Annotated in this window: 17 protein-coding genes; 15 read left to right on the top strand and 2 right to left on the bottom strand. The window is 65.2% G+C overall.

What is annotated here, in order from left to right; translation table 11 throughout:
* Nucleotides 1-2: 2 nt before the first annotated feature.
* The 3 genes from A7X65_RS27735 to A7X65_RS27725 all read left to right on the top strand — a co-directional run bounded on the left by A7X65_RS27735 (nt 3) and on the right by A7X65_RS27725 (nt 5,194).
* Nucleotides 3-998 carry an alpha/beta fold hydrolase gene (locus tag A7X65_RS27735; RefSeq protein ID WP_063691272.1) on the top strand — a complete coding sequence of 332 codons (996 nt, stop codon included), beginning with the start codon at nt 3-5 and terminating at the stop codon, nt 996-998.
* 130 nt (nt 999-1,128) lie between these two features.
* Entirely contained in the window at nt 1,129-4,368 is a 3,240-nt protein-coding gene (locus A7X65_RS27730; RefSeq protein ID WP_063691271.1) for a bifunctional cytochrome P450/NADPH--P450 reductase, read from the top strand.
* A gap of 151 nt (nt 4,369-4,519) precedes the next feature.
* Complete coding sequence (locus tag A7X65_RS27725; RefSeq protein WP_063691269.1) at nt 4,520-5,194, top strand: spermidine synthase; 675 nt, start codon at nt 4,520-4,522, stop codon at nt 5,192-5,194.
* A 25-nt stretch (nt 5,195-5,219) separates the two neighbouring features.
* Here A7X65_RS27725 and A7X65_RS27720 read toward each other — a convergent pair whose 3' ends face one another.
* Together A7X65_RS27720 and A7X65_RS27715 are read right to left on the bottom strand one after the other, a co-directional pair.
* Entirely contained in the window at nt 5,220-5,684 is a 465-nt protein-coding gene (locus A7X65_RS27720) for a nuclear transport factor 2 family protein (RefSeq protein WP_063691267.1), read from the bottom strand.
* A gap of 136 nt (nt 5,685-5,820) precedes the next feature.
* Nucleotides 5,821-6,735, bottom strand: coding sequence for an alpha/beta fold hydrolase (locus tag A7X65_RS27715; protein WP_063691265.1), 915 nt, complete (start codon nt 6,733-6,735; stop codon nt 5,821-5,823).
* 164 nt (nt 6,736-6,899) lie between these two features.
* Between A7X65_RS27715 and A7X65_RS27710 the strand changes: the two genes are divergently transcribed.
* From A7X65_RS27710 to paaE, 12 genes are all read left to right on the top strand, one after another.
* Nucleotides 6,900-7,283 (top strand): hypothetical protein, encoded by a 384-nt coding sequence (locus A7X65_RS27710; protein WP_063691264.1) that lies wholly within the window; start codon nt 6,900-6,902, stop codon nt 7,281-7,283.
* On the top strand, nt 7,280-8,362 hold the full coding sequence (locus tag A7X65_RS27705) for a PHA/PHB synthase family protein (protein WP_063691262.1): 1,083 nt from the start codon (nt 7,280-7,282) through the stop codon (nt 8,360-8,362). Before A7X65_RS27710 ends, A7X65_RS27705 begins: the two co-directional genes overlap by 4 nt.
* On the top strand, nt 8,359-8,952 hold the full coding sequence (locus tag A7X65_RS27700; protein WP_063691260.1) for a GNAT family N-acetyltransferase: 594 nt from the start codon (nt 8,359-8,361) through the stop codon (nt 8,950-8,952). The genes A7X65_RS27705 and A7X65_RS27700 overlap by 4 nt, the downstream gene beginning before the upstream one ends.
* A gap of 237 nt (nt 8,953-9,189) precedes the next feature.
* Nucleotides 9,190-9,645, top strand: coding sequence for a phasin (locus A7X65_RS27695; protein ID WP_063691258.1), 456 nt, complete (start codon nt 9,190-9,192; stop codon nt 9,643-9,645).
* 244 nt (nt 9,646-9,889) lie between these two features.
* On the top strand, nt 9,890-11,176 hold the full coding sequence (locus A7X65_RS27690; protein WP_063691256.1) for a DUF445 domain-containing protein: 1,287 nt from the start codon (nt 9,890-9,892) through the stop codon (nt 11,174-11,176).
* Nucleotides 11,177-11,363: 187 nt separating this feature from the next.
* On the top strand, nt 11,364-12,134 hold the full coding sequence (locus A7X65_RS27685; RefSeq protein ID WP_063691254.1) for an esterase/lipase family protein: 771 nt from the start codon (nt 11,364-11,366) through the stop codon (nt 12,132-12,134).
* Nucleotides 12,135-12,352: 218 nt separating this feature from the next.
* The gene (paaX, locus tag A7X65_RS27680; protein WP_063691252.1) at nt 12,353-13,219 is read left to right on the top strand and encodes a phenylacetic acid degradation operon negative regulatory protein PaaX; all 867 of its coding nucleotides are present in this window, start codon (nt 12,353-12,355) and stop codon (nt 13,217-13,219) included.
* A gap of 75 nt (nt 13,220-13,294) precedes the next feature.
* Nucleotides 13,295-14,287, top strand: a complete 993-nt coding sequence (paaA, locus tag A7X65_RS27675) for a 1,2-phenylacetyl-CoA epoxidase subunit PaaA (RefSeq protein WP_063691250.1) — start codon at nt 13,295-13,297, stop codon at nt 14,285-14,287.
* 10 nt (nt 14,288-14,297) lie between these two features.
* Nucleotides 14,298-14,585 (top strand): 1,2-phenylacetyl-CoA epoxidase subunit PaaB, encoded by a 288-nt coding sequence (paaB, locus tag A7X65_RS27670; protein ID WP_008136594.1) that lies wholly within the window; start codon nt 14,298-14,300, stop codon nt 14,583-14,585.
* Complete coding sequence (gene paaC, locus A7X65_RS27665) at nt 14,585-15,361, top strand: 1,2-phenylacetyl-CoA epoxidase subunit PaaC (protein ID WP_063691248.1); 777 nt, start codon at nt 14,585-14,587, stop codon at nt 15,359-15,361. The genes paaB and paaC overlap by 1 nt, the downstream gene beginning before the upstream one ends.
* Nucleotides 15,355-15,858, top strand: a complete 504-nt coding sequence (gene paaD / locus A7X65_RS27660) for a 1,2-phenylacetyl-CoA epoxidase subunit PaaD (RefSeq protein WP_063691246.1) — start codon at nt 15,355-15,357, stop codon at nt 15,856-15,858. The genes paaC and paaD overlap by 7 nt, the downstream gene beginning before the upstream one ends.
* Nucleotides 15,859-15,860: 2 nt before the next feature.
* Nucleotides 15,861-16,943: a 1,2-phenylacetyl-CoA epoxidase subunit PaaE gene (gene paaE / locus A7X65_RS27655; RefSeq protein WP_063691244.1), complete on the top strand. Its 1,083-nt coding sequence runs from the start codon at nt 15,861-15,863 to the stop codon at nt 16,941-16,943.
* The last annotated feature ends 28 nt before the right edge of the window (nt 16,944-16,971 follow it).

Below are 16,971 nucleotides of genomic sequence, written 5' to 3'. Positions count from 1 at the left end.
TGATGATTGAAATGCCGCCGCTCAAGTTCGCGCAGACGAACGGAATCCGCATGGGCTATTACGAGGCTGGCCCGGCCGACGACAAGCCGCCGGTGGTGCTGTGTCACGGCTGGCCCGAGCTCGCCTTCTCCTGGCGTCACCAGATCAAGGCGCTGAGCGAGGCCGGCATCCGCGTGATCGCGCCCGACCAGCGCGGCTACGGCGCGACCGACCGGCCCGAGCCGGTCGAGGCCTACGACATGGAGCATTTGACCGGCGATCTCGTCGGGCTGCTCGATCATCTCAACGTCGACAAGGCGATCTTCGTCGGTCACGACTGGGGCGGCTTCGTCGTCTGGCAGATGCCGCTGCGGCATCCCTCGCGCGTCGCCGGCGTCGTCGGCGTCAACACCCCGCATTGGGACCGCGCGCCGATCGACCCGATCGCGCTGTTTCGCCAGCGCTTCGGCGACCAGATGTACATCGTCCAGTTCCAGGATCCCGCGCGCGAGCCGGACAGGATTTTCGGCAGCCGGGTCGAGCAGACCTTCGACGCCTTCATGCGCAAGCCGCTGGCGCGGCCGCCGGCGAAGCCGGACGAACCGCCGGTCGCGGGCGTCGGCGCCTCGTCGAAGACCAATCTGGCCTTCCCGCAGATGATCGCGGCCTATGACGCCAAGGTCGATCCGCGCACGCCGATCCTGTCGGCCGAGGAGAAGAAGGTGTTCGTCGACACCTTTACGGAGACCGGCTTCACCGGCGGCATCAACTGGTATCGCAATTTCACCCGCAATTGGGAGCGCGCGAAGGGGCTGGATCACCACATCGATGTGCCGTCACTGATGATCATGGCCGAGAACGACGCGGTGCTGCCGCCGTCTGCGGCCGACGGCATGGAAAAGCTGATCTCCGACCTCGAGAAGTATCTGGTGAAGGACAGCGGCCATTGGACGCAGCAGGAGAAGCCGGAAGAGGTCAGCGCCAGGTTGATCGAATGGCGTAGAAGGCGGTTTGGCTAGCTCGTTGTTGCGAGCCCGTCATTGCGAGGAGCGAAAGCAATCCGGACTGCTTCCGCGGATACATTTCTGGATTGCTTCGCTTCGCTCGCAATGACGGCAGGGAATTTCGATTCAGGGGGAAGCACTTTTCATGTCGTCATCCAAGAACCGTCTGGACCCGATCCCGCAGCCGCCGACCAAGCCGGTGGTCGGCAACATGCTGTCGCTGGACTCGGCTGCCCCGGTGCAGCACCTGACGCGGCTGGCCAAGGAGCTCGGGCCGATCTTCTGGCTCGACATGATGGGCTCGCCGATCGTCGTCGTCTCCGGCCATGACCTCGTCGACGAGCTCTCCGACGAGAAGCGCTTCGACAAGACGGTGCGCGGCGCGCTGCGGCGCGTGCGCGCGGTCGGCGGCGACGGCCTGTTCACGGCCGACACCCGGGAGCCGAACTGGAGCAAGGCGCACAACATCCTGCTGCAGCCGTTCGGCAACCGCGCGATGCAGTCCTATCACCCGAGCATGGTCGATATCGCCGAGCAGCTCGTGCAGAAATGGGATCGGCTCAACGCCGACGACGAGATCGACGTCGTCCACGACATGACGGCGCTGACGCTCGACACGATCGGCCTGTGCGGCTTCGAGTACCGCTTCAACTCGTTCTACCGGCGCGACTACCACCCCTTCGTCGAGTCGCTGGTGCGCTCGCTCGAAACCATCATGATGACGCGCGGCCTGCCTTTCGAGCAGCTCTGGATGCAGAAGCGGCGCAAGACCATGGGCGAAGACGTCGCCTTCATGAACAAGATGGTCGACGAGATCATCGCCGAGCGCCGCAAGAGCTCGGACGGGATCGACGACAAGAAGGACATGCTCGCCGCGATGATGACCGGCGTCGACCGCTCGACCGGCGAGCAGCTCGACGACATCAACATCCGCTACCAGATCAACACCTTCCTGATCGCAGGCCACGAGACCACCAGCGGCCTCTTGTCCTACACGCTCTATGCGCTGCTCAAGCATCCTGAGATTCTCAAGAAGGCCTATGACGAGGTCGACCGCGTCTTCGGTCCCGATGTCAACGCCAAGCCGACCTACCAGCAGGTGACGCAGCTCACCTACATCACCCAGATCCTGAAGGAGGCGCTGCGGCTATGGCCGCCGGCGCCGGCCTATGGCATCTCGCCGCTTGCCGACGAGACCATCGGCGGCGGCAAGTACAAGCTCCGCAAGGGCACGTTCATCACCATCCTGGTGACCGCGCTGCATCGCGATCCCAGCGTTTGGGGCCCGAACCCCGACGCCTTCGACCCCGAGAATTTCAGCAAGGAAGCCGAGGCAAAACGGCCGATCAATGCGTGGAAGCCGTTCGGCAACGGGCAGCGCGCCTGCATCGGCCGCGGCTTTGCCATGCACGAGGCTGCGCTCGCGCTCGGCATGATCCTGCAGCGCTTCAAGCTGATCGACCACCAGCGCTATCAGATGCATCTGAAGGAAACGCTGACGATGAAGCCGGAAGGCTTCAAGATCAAGGTGCGGCCGCGCGCCGACCGCGAGCGCGGCGCCTATGGCGGCCCCGTCGCGGCCGCATCCTCGGCGCCGAAGGCGCAGCGCCAGCCCACGACGCGGCCCGGCCACAACACGCCGATGCTGGTGCTGTACGGCTCCAATCTCGGCACCGCCGAGGAACTCGCAACGCGCATGGCGGATCTCGCGGAGATCAACGGCTTTGCCGTGCATCTCGGCCCGCTCGACGACTATGTCGGCAAGCTGCCGCAGGAAGGCGGCGTGCTGATCATCTGCGCCTCCTACAACGGCGCGCCGCCGGACAATGCGACGCAGTTCGTCAAATGGCTCGGCGACGAGCGGCCGACGGACGCCTTCGCCGGCGTGCGCTACGCCGTGTTCGGCTGCGGCAACAGCGACTGGGCCGCGACCTATCAATCGGTGCCGCGCTTCATCGACGAGCAATTGTCCAAGCATGGCGCGCGCGCGGTCTATCCGCGCGGCGAGGGCGATGCGCGCAGCGATCTCGACGGCCAGTTCCAGAAATGGTTCCCGGCGGCCGCACAGGTTGCGACCAAGGAGTTCGGCATCGACTGGAATTTCACCCGTACCGCCGAAGACGATCCGCTCTACGCGATCGAGCCTGTCGCGGTCACCGCCGTCAACACCATTGTCGCCCAGGGCGGGGCGGTGGCGATGAAGGTGCTGGCCAATGACGAGCTTCAGAACAAGGGCGGCGCCAATCCGTCGGAGCGGTCGACGCGCCATATCGAGGTGCAGCTGCCGGCCAATATCACCTATCGCGTCGGCGATCATTTGAGCGTCGTTCCGCGCAACGATCCGACCCTGGTGGATTCGGTCGCCCGGCGCTTCGGCTTCCTGCCGGCGGACCAGATCAGGCTTCAGGTCGCAGAAGGCCGCCGCGCGCAATTGCCGGTCGGCAATGCCGTGTCGGTCGGACGCCTGCTCAGCGAGTTCGTCGAACTGCAACAGGTCGCAACCCGCAAGCAGATCCAGACCATGGCCGAGCACACCCGCTGCCCGGTGACGAAGCCGAAGCTGCTCGCCTTCGTCGGCGAGGAGCCCGAGCCGCTCGAACGCTACCGCGGCGAGATCCTGGCCAAACGCAAATCGGTGTTCGATCTGCTGCTCGAACATCCCGCCTGCGAATTGCCGTTCCACGTCTATCTGGAAATGCTCTCGCTGCTGGCGCCACGGTATTACTCGATCTCGTCCTCGCCGTCGGTCGACCCGGCGCGCTGCAGCGTCACGGTCGGCGTGGTCGAGGGACCGGCCGCCTCGGGGCGCGGAACCTACAAGGGCATCTGTTCGAACTATCTCGCCAATCGCCGCGCTGGCGATGCGATCTACGCGACCGTTCGCGAGACCAAGGCCGGCTTCCGCCTGCCGGACAATCCTTCCGTGCCGATCATCATGATCGGCCCAGGCACCGGCCTTGCGCCGTTCCGCGGCTTCCTCCAGGAGCGCGCCGCACGCAAAGCGAAGGGCGCCACGCTCGGTCCGGCCATGCTGTTCTTCGGCTGCCGCCATCCCGATCAGGACTTTCTCTACGCGGACGAGCTGAAGAAGCTGGCGGCAGACGGCATCACCGAGCTGTTCACCGCATTCTCGCGCGCCGATGGACCGAAGACCTATGTGCAGCACGTCCTCGCCGCGCAGAAGGACAAGGTCTGGCCGCTGATCGAGCAGGGCGCGATCATCTATGTCTGCGGCGACGGCAGCAAGATGGAGCCCGACGTGAAAGCCGCGCTGGTCGCGGTCCATTGCGAGAAGACCGGCAGCGATGCCGCCGCCAGCGCCCGCTGGATCGAGGAGATGGGGACGAAGAACCGCTATGTGCTCGACGTCTGGGCGGGCGGGTAATCGGAACAGTAGGGTGGGTTAGCCCAGCGGATTGCGCGAAGCGCAAACCGCTCGGCGTAACCCACCACTTCCACAGGACAGGAAAGTAAAGACGTGGGTTACGCCTTCGGCTAACCCACCCTACGCATTGCGATCGTGCTAAAGCTCCCCCATGATTCCCTGGGAAAAGATCGACACCGCCAAAATCCCCGGCTCCGACGAGGAGCTCCGCCTGATGCGGCAGGGCAAGGAGTTCTCGATCAAGCTCGGCACCAACGAGCTGATGAACAGCCGCCTCTCGGGTTCCGAGGCGGCACTCGCGACGCTGGCGGCAAAGCAGATCGAGAAGGTTGCAAAGCCCGTCGTCCTCATCGGCGGCCTCGGCATGGGCTTTACGCTGCGCGCGGCGCTCGCCGTGCTCGGCGCCAAGGCGAAGATCGTGGTCTCCGAGCTGGTCCCCTCGGTCGTTGCCTGGGCGCGGGGCCCGATGGCGGAGGTTTTTGGTGATAGTCTCGATGATGCCAGGGTCAGCATCCGGGAGACCGACGTCGGCGAAGTGATCGGTGCCAAGAGCTCGGCCTTCGATGCCATTCTGCTCGACGTTGACAACGGGCCGGAAGGGCTGACCCGGAAGGGCAATGATGCGCTCTACAGTGCCAGCGGATTGCAGGCGGCGAAGACGGCGCTGCGTCCGGGGGGCGTGCTCGCCGTCTGGTCGTCGGGACCCAACCCGGCCTTCACCAACCGCCTTAAGCGCGCTGGCTTCGACGTGAACGAAGTCAACATCCGCGCCACCGGCAGAGGCGGTGGCGCGCGTCATGTGATCTGGATGGCGAAGAAGCAGTAGGTGGTCTTCGGGCGACGTCTTCGCGCTAGAACATCGTGTTGCCGTTCGCCGGGTTTTCGGGAATCTCCTGAACGACGTCCCAGTGCTCGACGATCTTGCCGCTGTCCAGCTTGAAGATGTCCACGATCGCGCGGCCCCTGGTGCCGGGCTCGCGAACGGAGTGGACGTGCAGGATGACGTAGTCGCCGTCCACGAAGCTCCGCTTGATCTCGCTGCGCGAGTTCGGAAACTTTTCACGCAGGAAGCCGATGAACTTCCGGAAGCCCTCCGGGCCATCGGCGGCATTCGGATTGTGCTGGACGTAGCGGTCGCCGACATAGGCGAGAGCGGCGTCGACGTCCTTCTGGTTGAGGCCCTTCTCGTAGAAGGCAAGCACGGCAGTGCGATTGGCTTCTTCCTGCGCGCTGCCCGCCATCGCGGCGCTGTTGCCAAGGGACATCATGAAGATCGAAGCCGCAATCATTGCGGCGGGCCGGATGATGGGATGCATGGGGACTCCGAGAGGCCGCAGCCTCTTTATCTTGCGACTGAGTGAAGCCTGTATAGCTTCCGGGCGGGCGCGCCGTAAGTGAGTACCCGTCGCCTCACAAGGTCACCGCGAGGAAACCTGAGGAGAGCCGGGCGGTCTACGCTGCCTGCGCCGCCGCGCCGTGCGCATGCTTGTCGATGGCGCGGATGATCTCCGGCCAGAACCGCATCGGCAAGGCGTGGCCCATGCCGTCGATCATCAGCAGCTTCGCGCCCGGAATGGACTCTGCCGTGTCCTTGCCGCCTTCGGGGCGCACCAGCGGATCGACCGTGCCGTGGATCACGAGCGTCGGCGTCTTCACGTTGCGCAGCCGCTCCTTGCGGCTGCCGGAGGCGAGCACGGCGCGGAGCTGCCGGCCGACGCCGGCCGGATTGAGCCCGCGCGCGAACACGCGCTCGGCACGGTCGAGGTCGAGCGCTTCCTCTTCCGGGAAGGAGCCGACGCGCAGGACTTTCCAGGTCTGGCCGAAGCGGACGATGAACTCCTCCTTGCTTTGCGGCGGGGGGGCCATCAGCATGGCCGCGGCTTCGCGGGTCGGGGGCGGCACGCGCGGATTTCCCGTCGTCGACATGATCGAGGTGAGCGAGCGCACGCGATCGGAGAACGACAGCGTCACCTCCTGGGCGATCATGCCGCCCATGGACGCGCCGACCAGATGTGCCGACTTGATGCCGAGCGCATCCATCAGGGCGACGGTGTCCTTCGCCATGTCGATCAGCCTGTAAGGCGCGGCCACGGGAATCCTGAGGAAGCGCAGCTTCAGCAGCTCGAGCGGCGTCAGGCGCTTGCCGCCCGTGAGATGGCTCGACTTGCCGATGTCGCGATTGTCGAAGCGGATCACGCGGAAGCCGTGCGTGGCGAGCTGCTCGCAGAATGCATCGTCCCAATGGATCATCTGCGCGCCGAGCCCCATGATCAGCAGCAGCGGCTCGGCATTGTCGTTGCCGAAGATCTCGTAGCAGATGTCGATGCCGTTGGCGCGGACGGTCTGGGGCGGCTGATGGGCGGTCACGGATGCGTTCCCTCTCTGCTGGCTGATGCTGTATCGCACGGTTTCACGCGGCAAAGAAGCCGTGTGCGCCGCACCGGGCGACCTGCCGGTTGACCGCTCCCTCGCAACGGTGTGGTATGGCGAAAAAGAAGGGCGTCGAAGCTCTCGGTACCAGGAGGACGCCGATGACCGACAAGACCAACGACCCGGTCGCCATGTGGCAGAAGATTGTGGGGGATATGGAGAAGGGGTTCAACACCTTCGCCAACCAGGCCATGTCTTCGCCCGAGTTTTCACAGGCGATGAACCGCGCGGGCGGAGTTGCTGCAGGTGCTCAGAAGCAGCTCGGCGAGCTCATGGAGAAATACCTCGTCACGATGAACCTGCCGAGTCGGGAGCAGGTGACAGGCCTTGCGGAACGGCTGCAGTCGATCGAAGCCCAGATCGGCGAGATGAAGTCGATGCTGAGCCAGATCGCGGCAAGTTCCGGCATCTCGCAAGGCTTCGACGGGGCACCGAAACCGCCGCGGACCAAGCGTCCGCCCTCCGAAAACGGAGGACAGTCATGAACGCGCCGACGGGACTTGATTTCGCAGCAATCCCGGAGCGCATTCAGACCGAGGTGCAGCGCGCGATCCAGCGCAGCATCAAGGGCGTCGAATATTTCTCGACCTCCGGTCCCACGCTCGGCTCGACGCCGAAGGACGTGCTGCATTCGCGCGGCACCATGAGCCTCTATCACTACCGGCCGATGACCGACGAGATCTATCGCGTGCCGGTGCTGATCGTGATGGCGACGACCAATCGCGGCTACATCCTCGACCTCGTGCCGGGCCAGAGCTTCATCGAGTTCCTGCTGAAGCGCGGCTACGACGTCTACATGCTCGACTGGAGCGCGCCGCGGCCGGAGGAGAAGAGCCTGCGCATGGAGGACTATGTCCTCGACTTCATCCCGGATTGCGTCCGCCGCGTGCAGGCCGATTCCGGCGAGCAGGACGTCTCCGTCATCGGCTATTGCTTCGGCGGGGTGCTGTCGCTGCTCTACGGCTCGATCCACAAGGACGGGCCGATGAAGAACCTGATCTGCTTCACCACGCCGATTGACTTCCGCGAGATGAAGCTGTTCTCGAACTTCTCCGATCGCCGCTATTTCGACGTCGATCGCCTCGTCGACAGCGTCGGCAACGTGCCGCCGGAGATGATCCTGTCCTCGTTCGAGATGCTGCGGCCGGCCTCGCGCACGGTGAGCCAGATCCAGCTCTGGGAAAACATCTGGAACGACGAGTTCGTCAAATCCTACCGGATGTTCGACCGCTGGGCGACCGACACGCTGCCGCTTGCGGGCGAATATTTCCGCACCATCACCAAGGATCTGATGTGGGACAACAAGCTGTTCAACGACACGATGTCGGTCGGCGGCCGCGCGGCGAAGCTCGAAGACATCAAGGTGCCGATCCTGCATGCGGTCGCCGAGCACGATCACATCGTGCCCTATGACGCCGCCAAGCACCTGATCGCCAGGATCGGATCGGCGGACAAGGAAGAGGTGATCCTGAAGGGCGGTCACGTCTCGCTGGTCGCCGGCGCCAACGCGGTGAAACGGCTGTGGCCGAAACTGGACTCCTGGCTGGGGAAGAGATCGACATGAACGAGCAGCGTTCCTATCCGCGTCACGTCAAGACCGACGCCGGCGATATCGAGATCCGCCTGATGTCGCCTGCGGACGAAGCCGCGGTGCTCGCCTTCGGCAAGGGCCTGCCGACCCATGACCTCTTGTTCCTGCCGCGCAACATCAGCGAGCCGAAGGTGCTGTCGGCCTGGGTCAAGGAGATCGAGCGCGGCGCGATTCAGAGCCTGCTCGCGGTCAGGGATGGCAAGGTCGTCGGTTGCGGCACGCTGGTGCGCGACCCGCACTCCTGGTCGCCCCATGTCGGCGAGATCCGCATGGTGGTCTCGGTCGACGTGCGCGGGAAGGGGGTGGGCAAGGCGCTGTCACAGGAGACCTTCGCCCTCGCGCTCGGCGCGGGCCTGGAGAAGCTCTCGGTCCAGATGACGGTCGACCAGCAGGCGGCGATTGCCCTGTTCGAGAGCCTCGGCTTCAAGGCCGAGGCCCTGCTGCGCGACCATGTCAGGGATGTCGGGGGCAAGACCCACGACATCGTCGTGCTCGGCCACAACGTCGCGCAGGTCCAGGCCCAGATGGAAGCCTATGGGCTGCCAGGCGCCGTCCAGCACTAAGCGCGCTGTCCAACACAAGAGCGCCGTCCAACATTAGGCCCGGATCGGGCCTATGTCTGGGTGGTTGGCTAGAGAGGCATCACGATGCCGCTCGTTAAGGCTGTTCACGATTTCGTGATGTCGCAGTGCAATATGATTATTGCATCGCACAATTAACCGTGCCATATAAGCCGTGCCCCGGGCCAACGCGGACGGGGTGAGCCCATAGCTCAACCCAATGAGGATGGAGAGAACCCCATGACCACTGAAACCAACACCGCTTTCGAGGGCTTCAAGGACGCTTTCAAGAACATCCAGAACCTGGAAGTTCCCGAGGCTGCCCGTGAGTTCGTCAAGAAGAGCGCGAACACCGCCAAGGACCGTGCTGCCGAGGCTTTCGCCGGCTCCGAGCGCGTGACCGCCGCCGTCGAAAACGCCGTGACCGAGTCCGTCGCCGAGGCCGGCAAGATCAGCCGCAACATCCAGCAGGCGATCTACGAGGACGCCGCGGCGTTCTTCTCGGGCATCGACAAGCTCGCGTCCGCCAAGTCGGTCAGCGAAGCCGTCGAGATCCAGTCGAGCCTGCTCCGCGCCCGCGGCGAAGTGTTCGTCTCGCGCGCCAAGGCGACCGCCGACTATCTCGGCAAGCTCGCCGCCAACGGTGCGAAGTCCGCTCAGGACAACTTCGCCAAGGTCTACAACAAGACCGCCTGATCCGGCGCTCTGAGTGCAAACTGAAATTTGAGGCCCGCTTCGGCGGGCCTTTTGTTTTTCTCCTGCGTTCCCCGGATGCAGTGCAGCGCGCCCCTGACGATGCGAAGCATCGTCCAGTGGCGTGGTGCACTGTGATCCGGGGTCCATCTTCCTTTGGGTGTTGCTGGGTCCCGGCTCTGCGGTGCATCGTTGCACGCTGCACCGCGTCCGGGACACGCCGAGACTGACGCGCTAAGAATCCACCATGAACGCTCCCGCCACCTTCTCCTTCGACACCCCCGGCGACGCCGAGCGCGCAGCCGAGCTGCGCCGTGTGAAGGCGCTGGCGACGCTGGTGCTGGCTTCGACGCTGGCGCTGTTCGTGGTCGCAAAATGGCTGCTGCCCGTGCACCCCGTGTTCGGCTTCATCGCGGCCTTCGCGGAGGCCGCAACCATCGGCGGGCTCGCCGACTGGTATGCCGTGGTCGCGCTGTTCAAGCGTCCGCTCGGCCTGCCGATCCCGCATACCGCGATCATCCAGAGCAACCAGGCCCGCATCGCCGACAAGCTCGGCGAGTTCATCCAGGTGCATTTCCTCGAGGCCGGCCCGGTCGAGGCCAAGCTGAAGGAGATCGATTTCGGCTCCTTCGTTGCCGACTGGCTGCGCGACCGCAAGCGCAGCGACGATCTTGCGCGCTTCGCCTTGCGTCTGCTGCCGGAGGCCGTGTCGGCAACGGAAAGCTCGGGCCTGATGACCTTCATCATCCGCCGCATGTCCTCGCAGCTCCAGGCGATCGATCTTGCGCCGCTCGCGGCCGGCACGTTGCGCGGCTTCGTCGCGGAAGGCCGGCACCAGATCCTGTTCGACGATCTCCTGCGCGTCATGCACGAGACGCTGAACCAGAAGGAGACGATGGCGATGATCCGCGAGAAGGTGCGCGCGGAGTTGCCGACCCTGCTCACGCTCTATCGCGCCGACAAGTTTCTGGTGAACAAGATCGTGGCCTCCGCCACCGCCTTCTTCAACGAAGTGCGCAGCGATCCCAAGCATCCGTTCCGCGGCGAGTTCGATCGCATGGTGCTGAGCTTCGTCGACCGGCTCGGCACCGACCAAGCCTATATCGACCGCATCGACGGTTTGAAGCGTGACCTGCTCGCGCGGCCGGAGCTTGCCGATCTCGCCCGCACCGTCTGGTCCAACACGCGCTCCTTCATCGAGCGCAGCGCGAGCGGCGAGACGCAGGTGCTGCAGCATCATCTCGCCGGCATGTTCGCCTCTGCAGGCGAGGCGCTCGCCGGCGATGCCGAACTGCGCGGCGAGATCAACAAGGGCGTGGTGACGGTGCTGCGCAGCTTCGTTGCCGATCAGAAGAGCGGCGTCTCGACCTTCATCTCCGATCAGGTCAAGGCGTGGGACATGGCGCAGCTGATTTCGCTGATCGAAATCAACATCGGGCGCGACCTGCAATACATCCGGTTCAACGGCTCGCTGATCGGCGGGCTCGCCGGGCTTGCGCTGTACTCCGTAGAATTCCTGCTTCGTTTGCTGTGACTTTTGCGTCACGGCCGTTAGCATTAACGCGCGGGCCTATTGTCGCCCCGCGACTCTCCCGCTTGAATGTCGGGAACCGGCCGCCTAGCTGATTCATGTTGCGCTGCGGAACGTTCAAGAAGCCGGCGTATTGGAATTCATGCCCATTGCCGGCTCAAAGCCGGCGCCTTCTCCAGGGGACCCATTGATGACCGCTACTGCCCAGACGCTGCGTCCGCCGTCCCGTACTCTGATGTTTCTCGAAGGACGCGCGATCCACGAGTTCGGCGCATTCCTCGGCGCGCTGCCGCTTCTGAGCCTCGCGCCGCGCGGCGACGGGCATCCGGTGCTGGTGCTGCCGGGCCTTGTGGCCTCCGATGCGTCGACGCGCGCGCTGCGCAGCTTTCTGACCAGCAAGGGCTACGCGGTCAGCGGCTGGCGCCAGGGCCGCAATTACGGCCTGCGCGAGGGCGTTCAGCATGCGATGGTCGATCTGGTCGAGGAGCTCAGCGACACGCACGGCCGCAAGATCAGCCTGGTCGGCTGGAGCTTGGGTGGCCTCTACGCACGTCAGCTCGCCAAGATGATGCCCGATCGCGTGCGCCAGGTGATCACGCTCGGCAGCCCCTTTGCGGGCAATCCCCATTCGACCAATGCCTGGCGCGTCTATGAATGGGCGAGCGGCCGCAAGGCCGACGAGGTCGATCCGCAGTTCGGTGGCGAGCTTGCCGTGCCGCCGCCGGTGCCGACCACCGCCATCTTCAGCCGCACCGACGGTGTCTGCGCCTGGCAGGGCTGCATGGAGAAGGCGGGCGCGCAGACCGAGAGCATCGAGGTCGAGAGCAGCCATTGCGGCATGGGTCATCACCCCGCCGTCGTCTACGCCGTGGCCGACCGCCTCGCGCAGAAGGAAGGCCAGTGGCGTCCGTTCGACCGCGGCGGCTGGCGCAGCCTCGCCTATCCCGATCCGCATCGGTAACTTCTTTGCCTCTCCCCGCGCGCGGGGAGAGGCCGACACGCGGAGCGTGGCGGGTGAGGGGGACTCCCCGCGAGTCCGTCTGTCACTGAGTTTGCGGATGTAGCCCCTCACCCCGACCCTCTCCCCGTAAGAACGGGGAGAGGGAGGAGAGGCGCCGTCCGCTCGGCGTCGTTTCCGTCCATTGTCGCGGCCGCATCAAACGCGCTAAGCCATGCCGCATGGCGCATCCGCTCTCCCGCATCATCGACCAGCTCAAGCGCGAACCCTCGCGCACCGGCTCCATCGTCATCACCGTCTTTGGCGACGCCATCGTGCCGCGCGGCGGCTCCGTGTGGCTGGGTACGCTGCTGGAATTCTTCGAAAGCCTGGATATCGACAGCGGCGTGGTGCGGACCGCGATGTCGCGCCTTGCCGCCGACGGCTGGCTGACGCGCGAAAAGGTCGGCCGCAACAGTTTCTATCGCCTGGCCGACAAGGGCCGGCAGACGTTTGAAGCGGCGACGCACCACATCTACGGTTCCCCGCCGTCGGACTGGACCGGGCGCTTCGAGCTGCTGCTGATCGGCAATGGCGAGGACCGTGACGCCTCGCGCGAAGCGCTGCGCAATGCCGGCTTCGGCAGTCCGCTGCCGGGCGTCTGGGTTGCGCCGTCGGGCGTGCCGGTGCCCGACGAGGCCGCCGGCGCGATCCGTCTCGAAGTCTCCGCGGAGGACGACAGCGGCCGCCGTCTGCTCAGCGCGAGCTGGCCGCTGGAGCGCACTGCGGATGCCTATCTGAAATTCATGAAGACGTTCGAGCCACTGCGCGCCGCGATCGGCCGCGGCACGGATCTGTCCGAAGCCGACGCCTTCACCGCGCGCATCCTGCTGATCCATCATTACCGCCGCGTCGTGCTGCGCGATCCGCTGCTGCCCGACAGCCTGCTGCCGGCGGATTGGCCGGGCAGGGCTGCCCGCGCGCTCTGCGGCGAGATCTATCGCGCACTGCTTGCCCCGTCCGAACAATGGCTTGACGGTCATGGAACCAATGAAAAGGGGGCGTTGCCGCCGGCCCGAAAGCTTCTGGAGCGGCGGTTCGGCGCCTGATCTTTATGTTACAGAAATATCTTGCATGACGTAATTTTTGTTATATATTGCCTCCCAATAAACGGGAGGACGCGCATGTATACCCAGGCGCTGAACACGGCCGAGACCGACGATCGCGGTCTCGAGGACGCGGCCAAGGCCGCGCAGTTCCAGGCCCGCATCGATGCCGAGGAGCGCATCGAGCCGAACGACTGGATGCCGGCGGCCTATCGCAAGACGCTCACGCGCCAGATTTCCCAGCACGCCCATTCCGAAATCGTCGGCATGCTCCCCGAGGGCAACTGGATCACGCGCGCGCCGACGCTGCGCCGCAAGGCCGCGCTGCTGGCGAAAGTGCAGGACGAGTGCGGCCACGGGCTCTATCTCTACGCCGCCGCCGAGACGCTCGGCACCTCGCGCGAAGAGCTGGTCGACGCGATGCTCGCCGGCAAAGCCAAATATTCCTCGATCTTCAACTATCCGACGCTGACCTGGGCCGACATCGGCACAATCGGCTGGCTGGTCGACGGCGCCGCGATCATGAACCAGATCCCGCTGTGCCGTTGCTCCTACGGTCCTTACGCGCGCGCGATGATCCGCGTTTGCAAGGAGGAGTCGTTCCACCAGCGCCAGGGCTACGAGATCATGCTGACGCTCTGCCGCGGCTCGGACGAGCAGAAGGCGATGGCGCAGGATGCGCTGAACCGCTGGTGGTGGCCGGTGCTGATGATGTTCGGCCCGCCGGATGCGACGAGCCAGCACAGCGACACCTCGACCAAATGGAAGATCAAGCGCTTCTCCAATGATGAGCTGCGCCAGAAATTCATCGATGCCACCGTGCCGCAGGCGCAATATCTCGGCCTGACCATTCCCGATCCCGGCATGACCCAGGATGCGGAGGGGCACTGGCGCTACAGCGAGATCGACTGGACGGAGTTCAAGCAGGTGCTCGCCGGCAACGGCCCGTGCAACCGCGACCGCATGGCGGCGCGACGCAAGGCCCACGACGACGGCGCCTGGGTGCGCGAGGCGGCGGCCAGCTATGCCGCAAAGCGCACGCAGCGCCAGACCGCACAAGCCGCCGAATAGGGAGATCGATATGGCCACGCCGAACACGCCGCTGTGGGAAGTCTTCATTCGCAGCCGCAACGGGCTCGCGCACAAGCATGTCGGCTCGTTGCATGCGAGCGACGCGACCATGGCGTTGCAGGCCGCCCGCGACATCTACACCCGCCGCGGCGAGGGCCTGTCGATCTGGGTCGTGCCGTCGACTGCGATCACCGCGAGCGATCCTGCCGAGAAGGGCATGATGTTCGAGCCGGCGGAGTCGAAGATCTACCGGCATCCGACGTTCTATGAGGTGCCCGAGGAAGTGGGGCACATGTGATGGCGACCGCCAACATCGAGGTCTCCGAAACGCCGCTGGTGCTCTACGCGCTGCGCCGCGCCGACGATGCGCTGATCCTCGGCCATCGGCTGTCGGAATGGTGCGGCCACGCGCCGATGCTGGAAGAGGACATGGCGCTCTCCAACATCGCGCTCGACCTCATCGGCCAGGCGCGCGAGCTCTACACCTACGCCGCCAAGACTGAGGGCAAGGACAACGACGAGGACAAGCTCGCTTATCTGCGCGACGTGCGGCAGTACCGGAATCTGCTGCTGGTCGAGCAGCCCAACGGCGACTTTGCCCAGACCCTGGTGCGGCAGTTCTTCTATTCCGCCTTTGCCGATCTGTACTGGCGCGCGATGATGACTTCGCGCGATGCGACCTTGGCGGCCATTGCCGCCAAGTCCGAGAAGGAGAGCGCCTATCATCTGCGCCACGCCTCGGAATGGATCATCCGGCTCGGCGACGGCACCGACGAGAGCCATCGGCGGGCGCAGGCGGCGATCGATCAGCTCTGGGCGTTTACCGGCGAGATGTTTGCCGTCGACGACGGCGAGCGGGGCCTGATCCATGCCGGTATCGCCGTCGATCCCGGCACCCTGCGCGGCCGCTGGCTGACGACGCTGTCCGGTGTCATCGGGGAAGCGACGCTCACGCTGCCGCAGACCGACTGGATGCAACAAGGGGGGCGCTCGGGCCGGCATAGCGAGCATCTCGGCCATCTGCTGTCCGAACTGCAGTCGATGCAGCGAACGTTCCCGGGGCAGACATGGTGATCGCGGTCGATGACAACACCGCGCTGCGCCAGCGCGCCTGGGACGCGGCCGCGAGCGTGGTCGATCCGGAAATCCCGGTGCTGAGCATCGCCGATCTCGGCGTTCTGCGAGATGTCGTGCTCGACGGCGATCGTGTCGAGGTTGCGATCACGCCGACCTATTCGGGCTGCCCGGCCATGAACATGATCGCGATCGAGATCGAGATCGCGCTGGAGCGCGCCGGTTTCCGCCAGCCGAAGGTGCGCACGGTGTTGTCGCCGGCCTGGACCACCGAGTGGATGAGCGAGGAGGGACGCCAGAAGCTGCGCGCCTATGGCATCGCGCCGCCGCAAGCCTCCCACTCGCGCCGCGCGCTGTTCGGTGAGCAGGCCGTCGCGTGCCCGCAATGCGGCTCGGACAAGACCGAGCTGTTGTCCGAATTCGGCTCGACCTCCTGCAAGGCGCTCTGGCGCTGCAGGTCCTGCCGCGAACCCTTCGACTATTTCAAGTGTCATTGACCATGTCAGCAGCCGCACCGCGCTTCCATCGCCTGGCCGTCAACGACCTCCGCCGCGAGGCCTCCGACGCCGTTTCCATGACCTTCGCCATCCCCGGCGAACTCGCCGGCGATTACGCCTTCACGCCCGGCCAGTACCTGACGCTCCGCACCACGCTGGATGGCGAGGAGGTGCGTCGCTCCTATTCCATCTGCTCCGGCCCCGGTGACGGCGAGATTCGTATCGCCGTGAAGAAGGTCGACGGCGGTGCGTTTTCGAACTGGGCGGCCGACGAACTGAAATGCGGTGACGAACTCGAGGTGATGACGCCCACTGGACGCTTCGGTGTGGTTCCGCCGGCAGACGGCGGGCGCATCCACGTTGGCTTCGCCGCCGGCTCCGGCATCACGCCGATCCTGTCGATCGTGAAGGGCATTCTCGCGGGCGAGCCCGATAGCCGCTTCTTCCTGTTCTACGGCAACCGCGCGACCGACAACATCATGTTCCTCGAGGCCCTCGAGGAACTGAAGGATCGCTTCATCGATCGCCTGTCGCTCTTCCACGTCATCTCCGGCGAGGAGCAGGACATTCCGATCCTGCATGGAAGGCTCGACGGCGCCAAGGTGAGGGTGCTGCTGCGCTCGCTGGTGCCGGCGGGAAGCGTCGATCACGTCTTCATCTGCGGTCCCCTCGGCATGAGCGAGGACATCGAGGCGACCTGCCGCGAGCTCGGCATCGCCGCCGAGCGCATCCATGTCGAGCGCTTCGTCTCCGAGTTCGGCGGCAAGCCGCGGCCGAAGAAGATCGTTGCACCCGACGCGCCGCCAAAAGCCATTGCGTCACTGATCATCGACGGCAAGCGGCGCGACGTTCCGGTCGCGGAGGACGAGGCGATCCTCGATGCTGCGTTGCGCGCGGGCGTCGATCTGCCTTTCGCCTGCAAGGGCGGCATGTGCTCGACCTGCCGCGCCAAGCTGGTCGAGGGCGAGGCGCCGATGGACCTCAATTATTCGCTCGAGCCCTGGGAGCTGAAGGCCGGTTTTGTCCTCACCTGCCAGGCCAAGCCAACGACCGAGCGCGTGGTGGTCGACTACGACCACGTTTGACAGTTTTGGCCAACCAGCAGAACATCAT

It is taken from the genome of Bradyrhizobium stylosanthis (assembly GCF_001641335.1).
Classification (GTDB): Bacteria; Pseudomonadota; Alphaproteobacteria; order Rhizobiales; family Xanthobacteraceae; genus Bradyrhizobium; species Bradyrhizobium stylosanthis.
The sequence above is the reverse complement of the archived record's forward strand: the minus strand, read 5'-3'. Positions and strand labels throughout refer to the sequence as shown.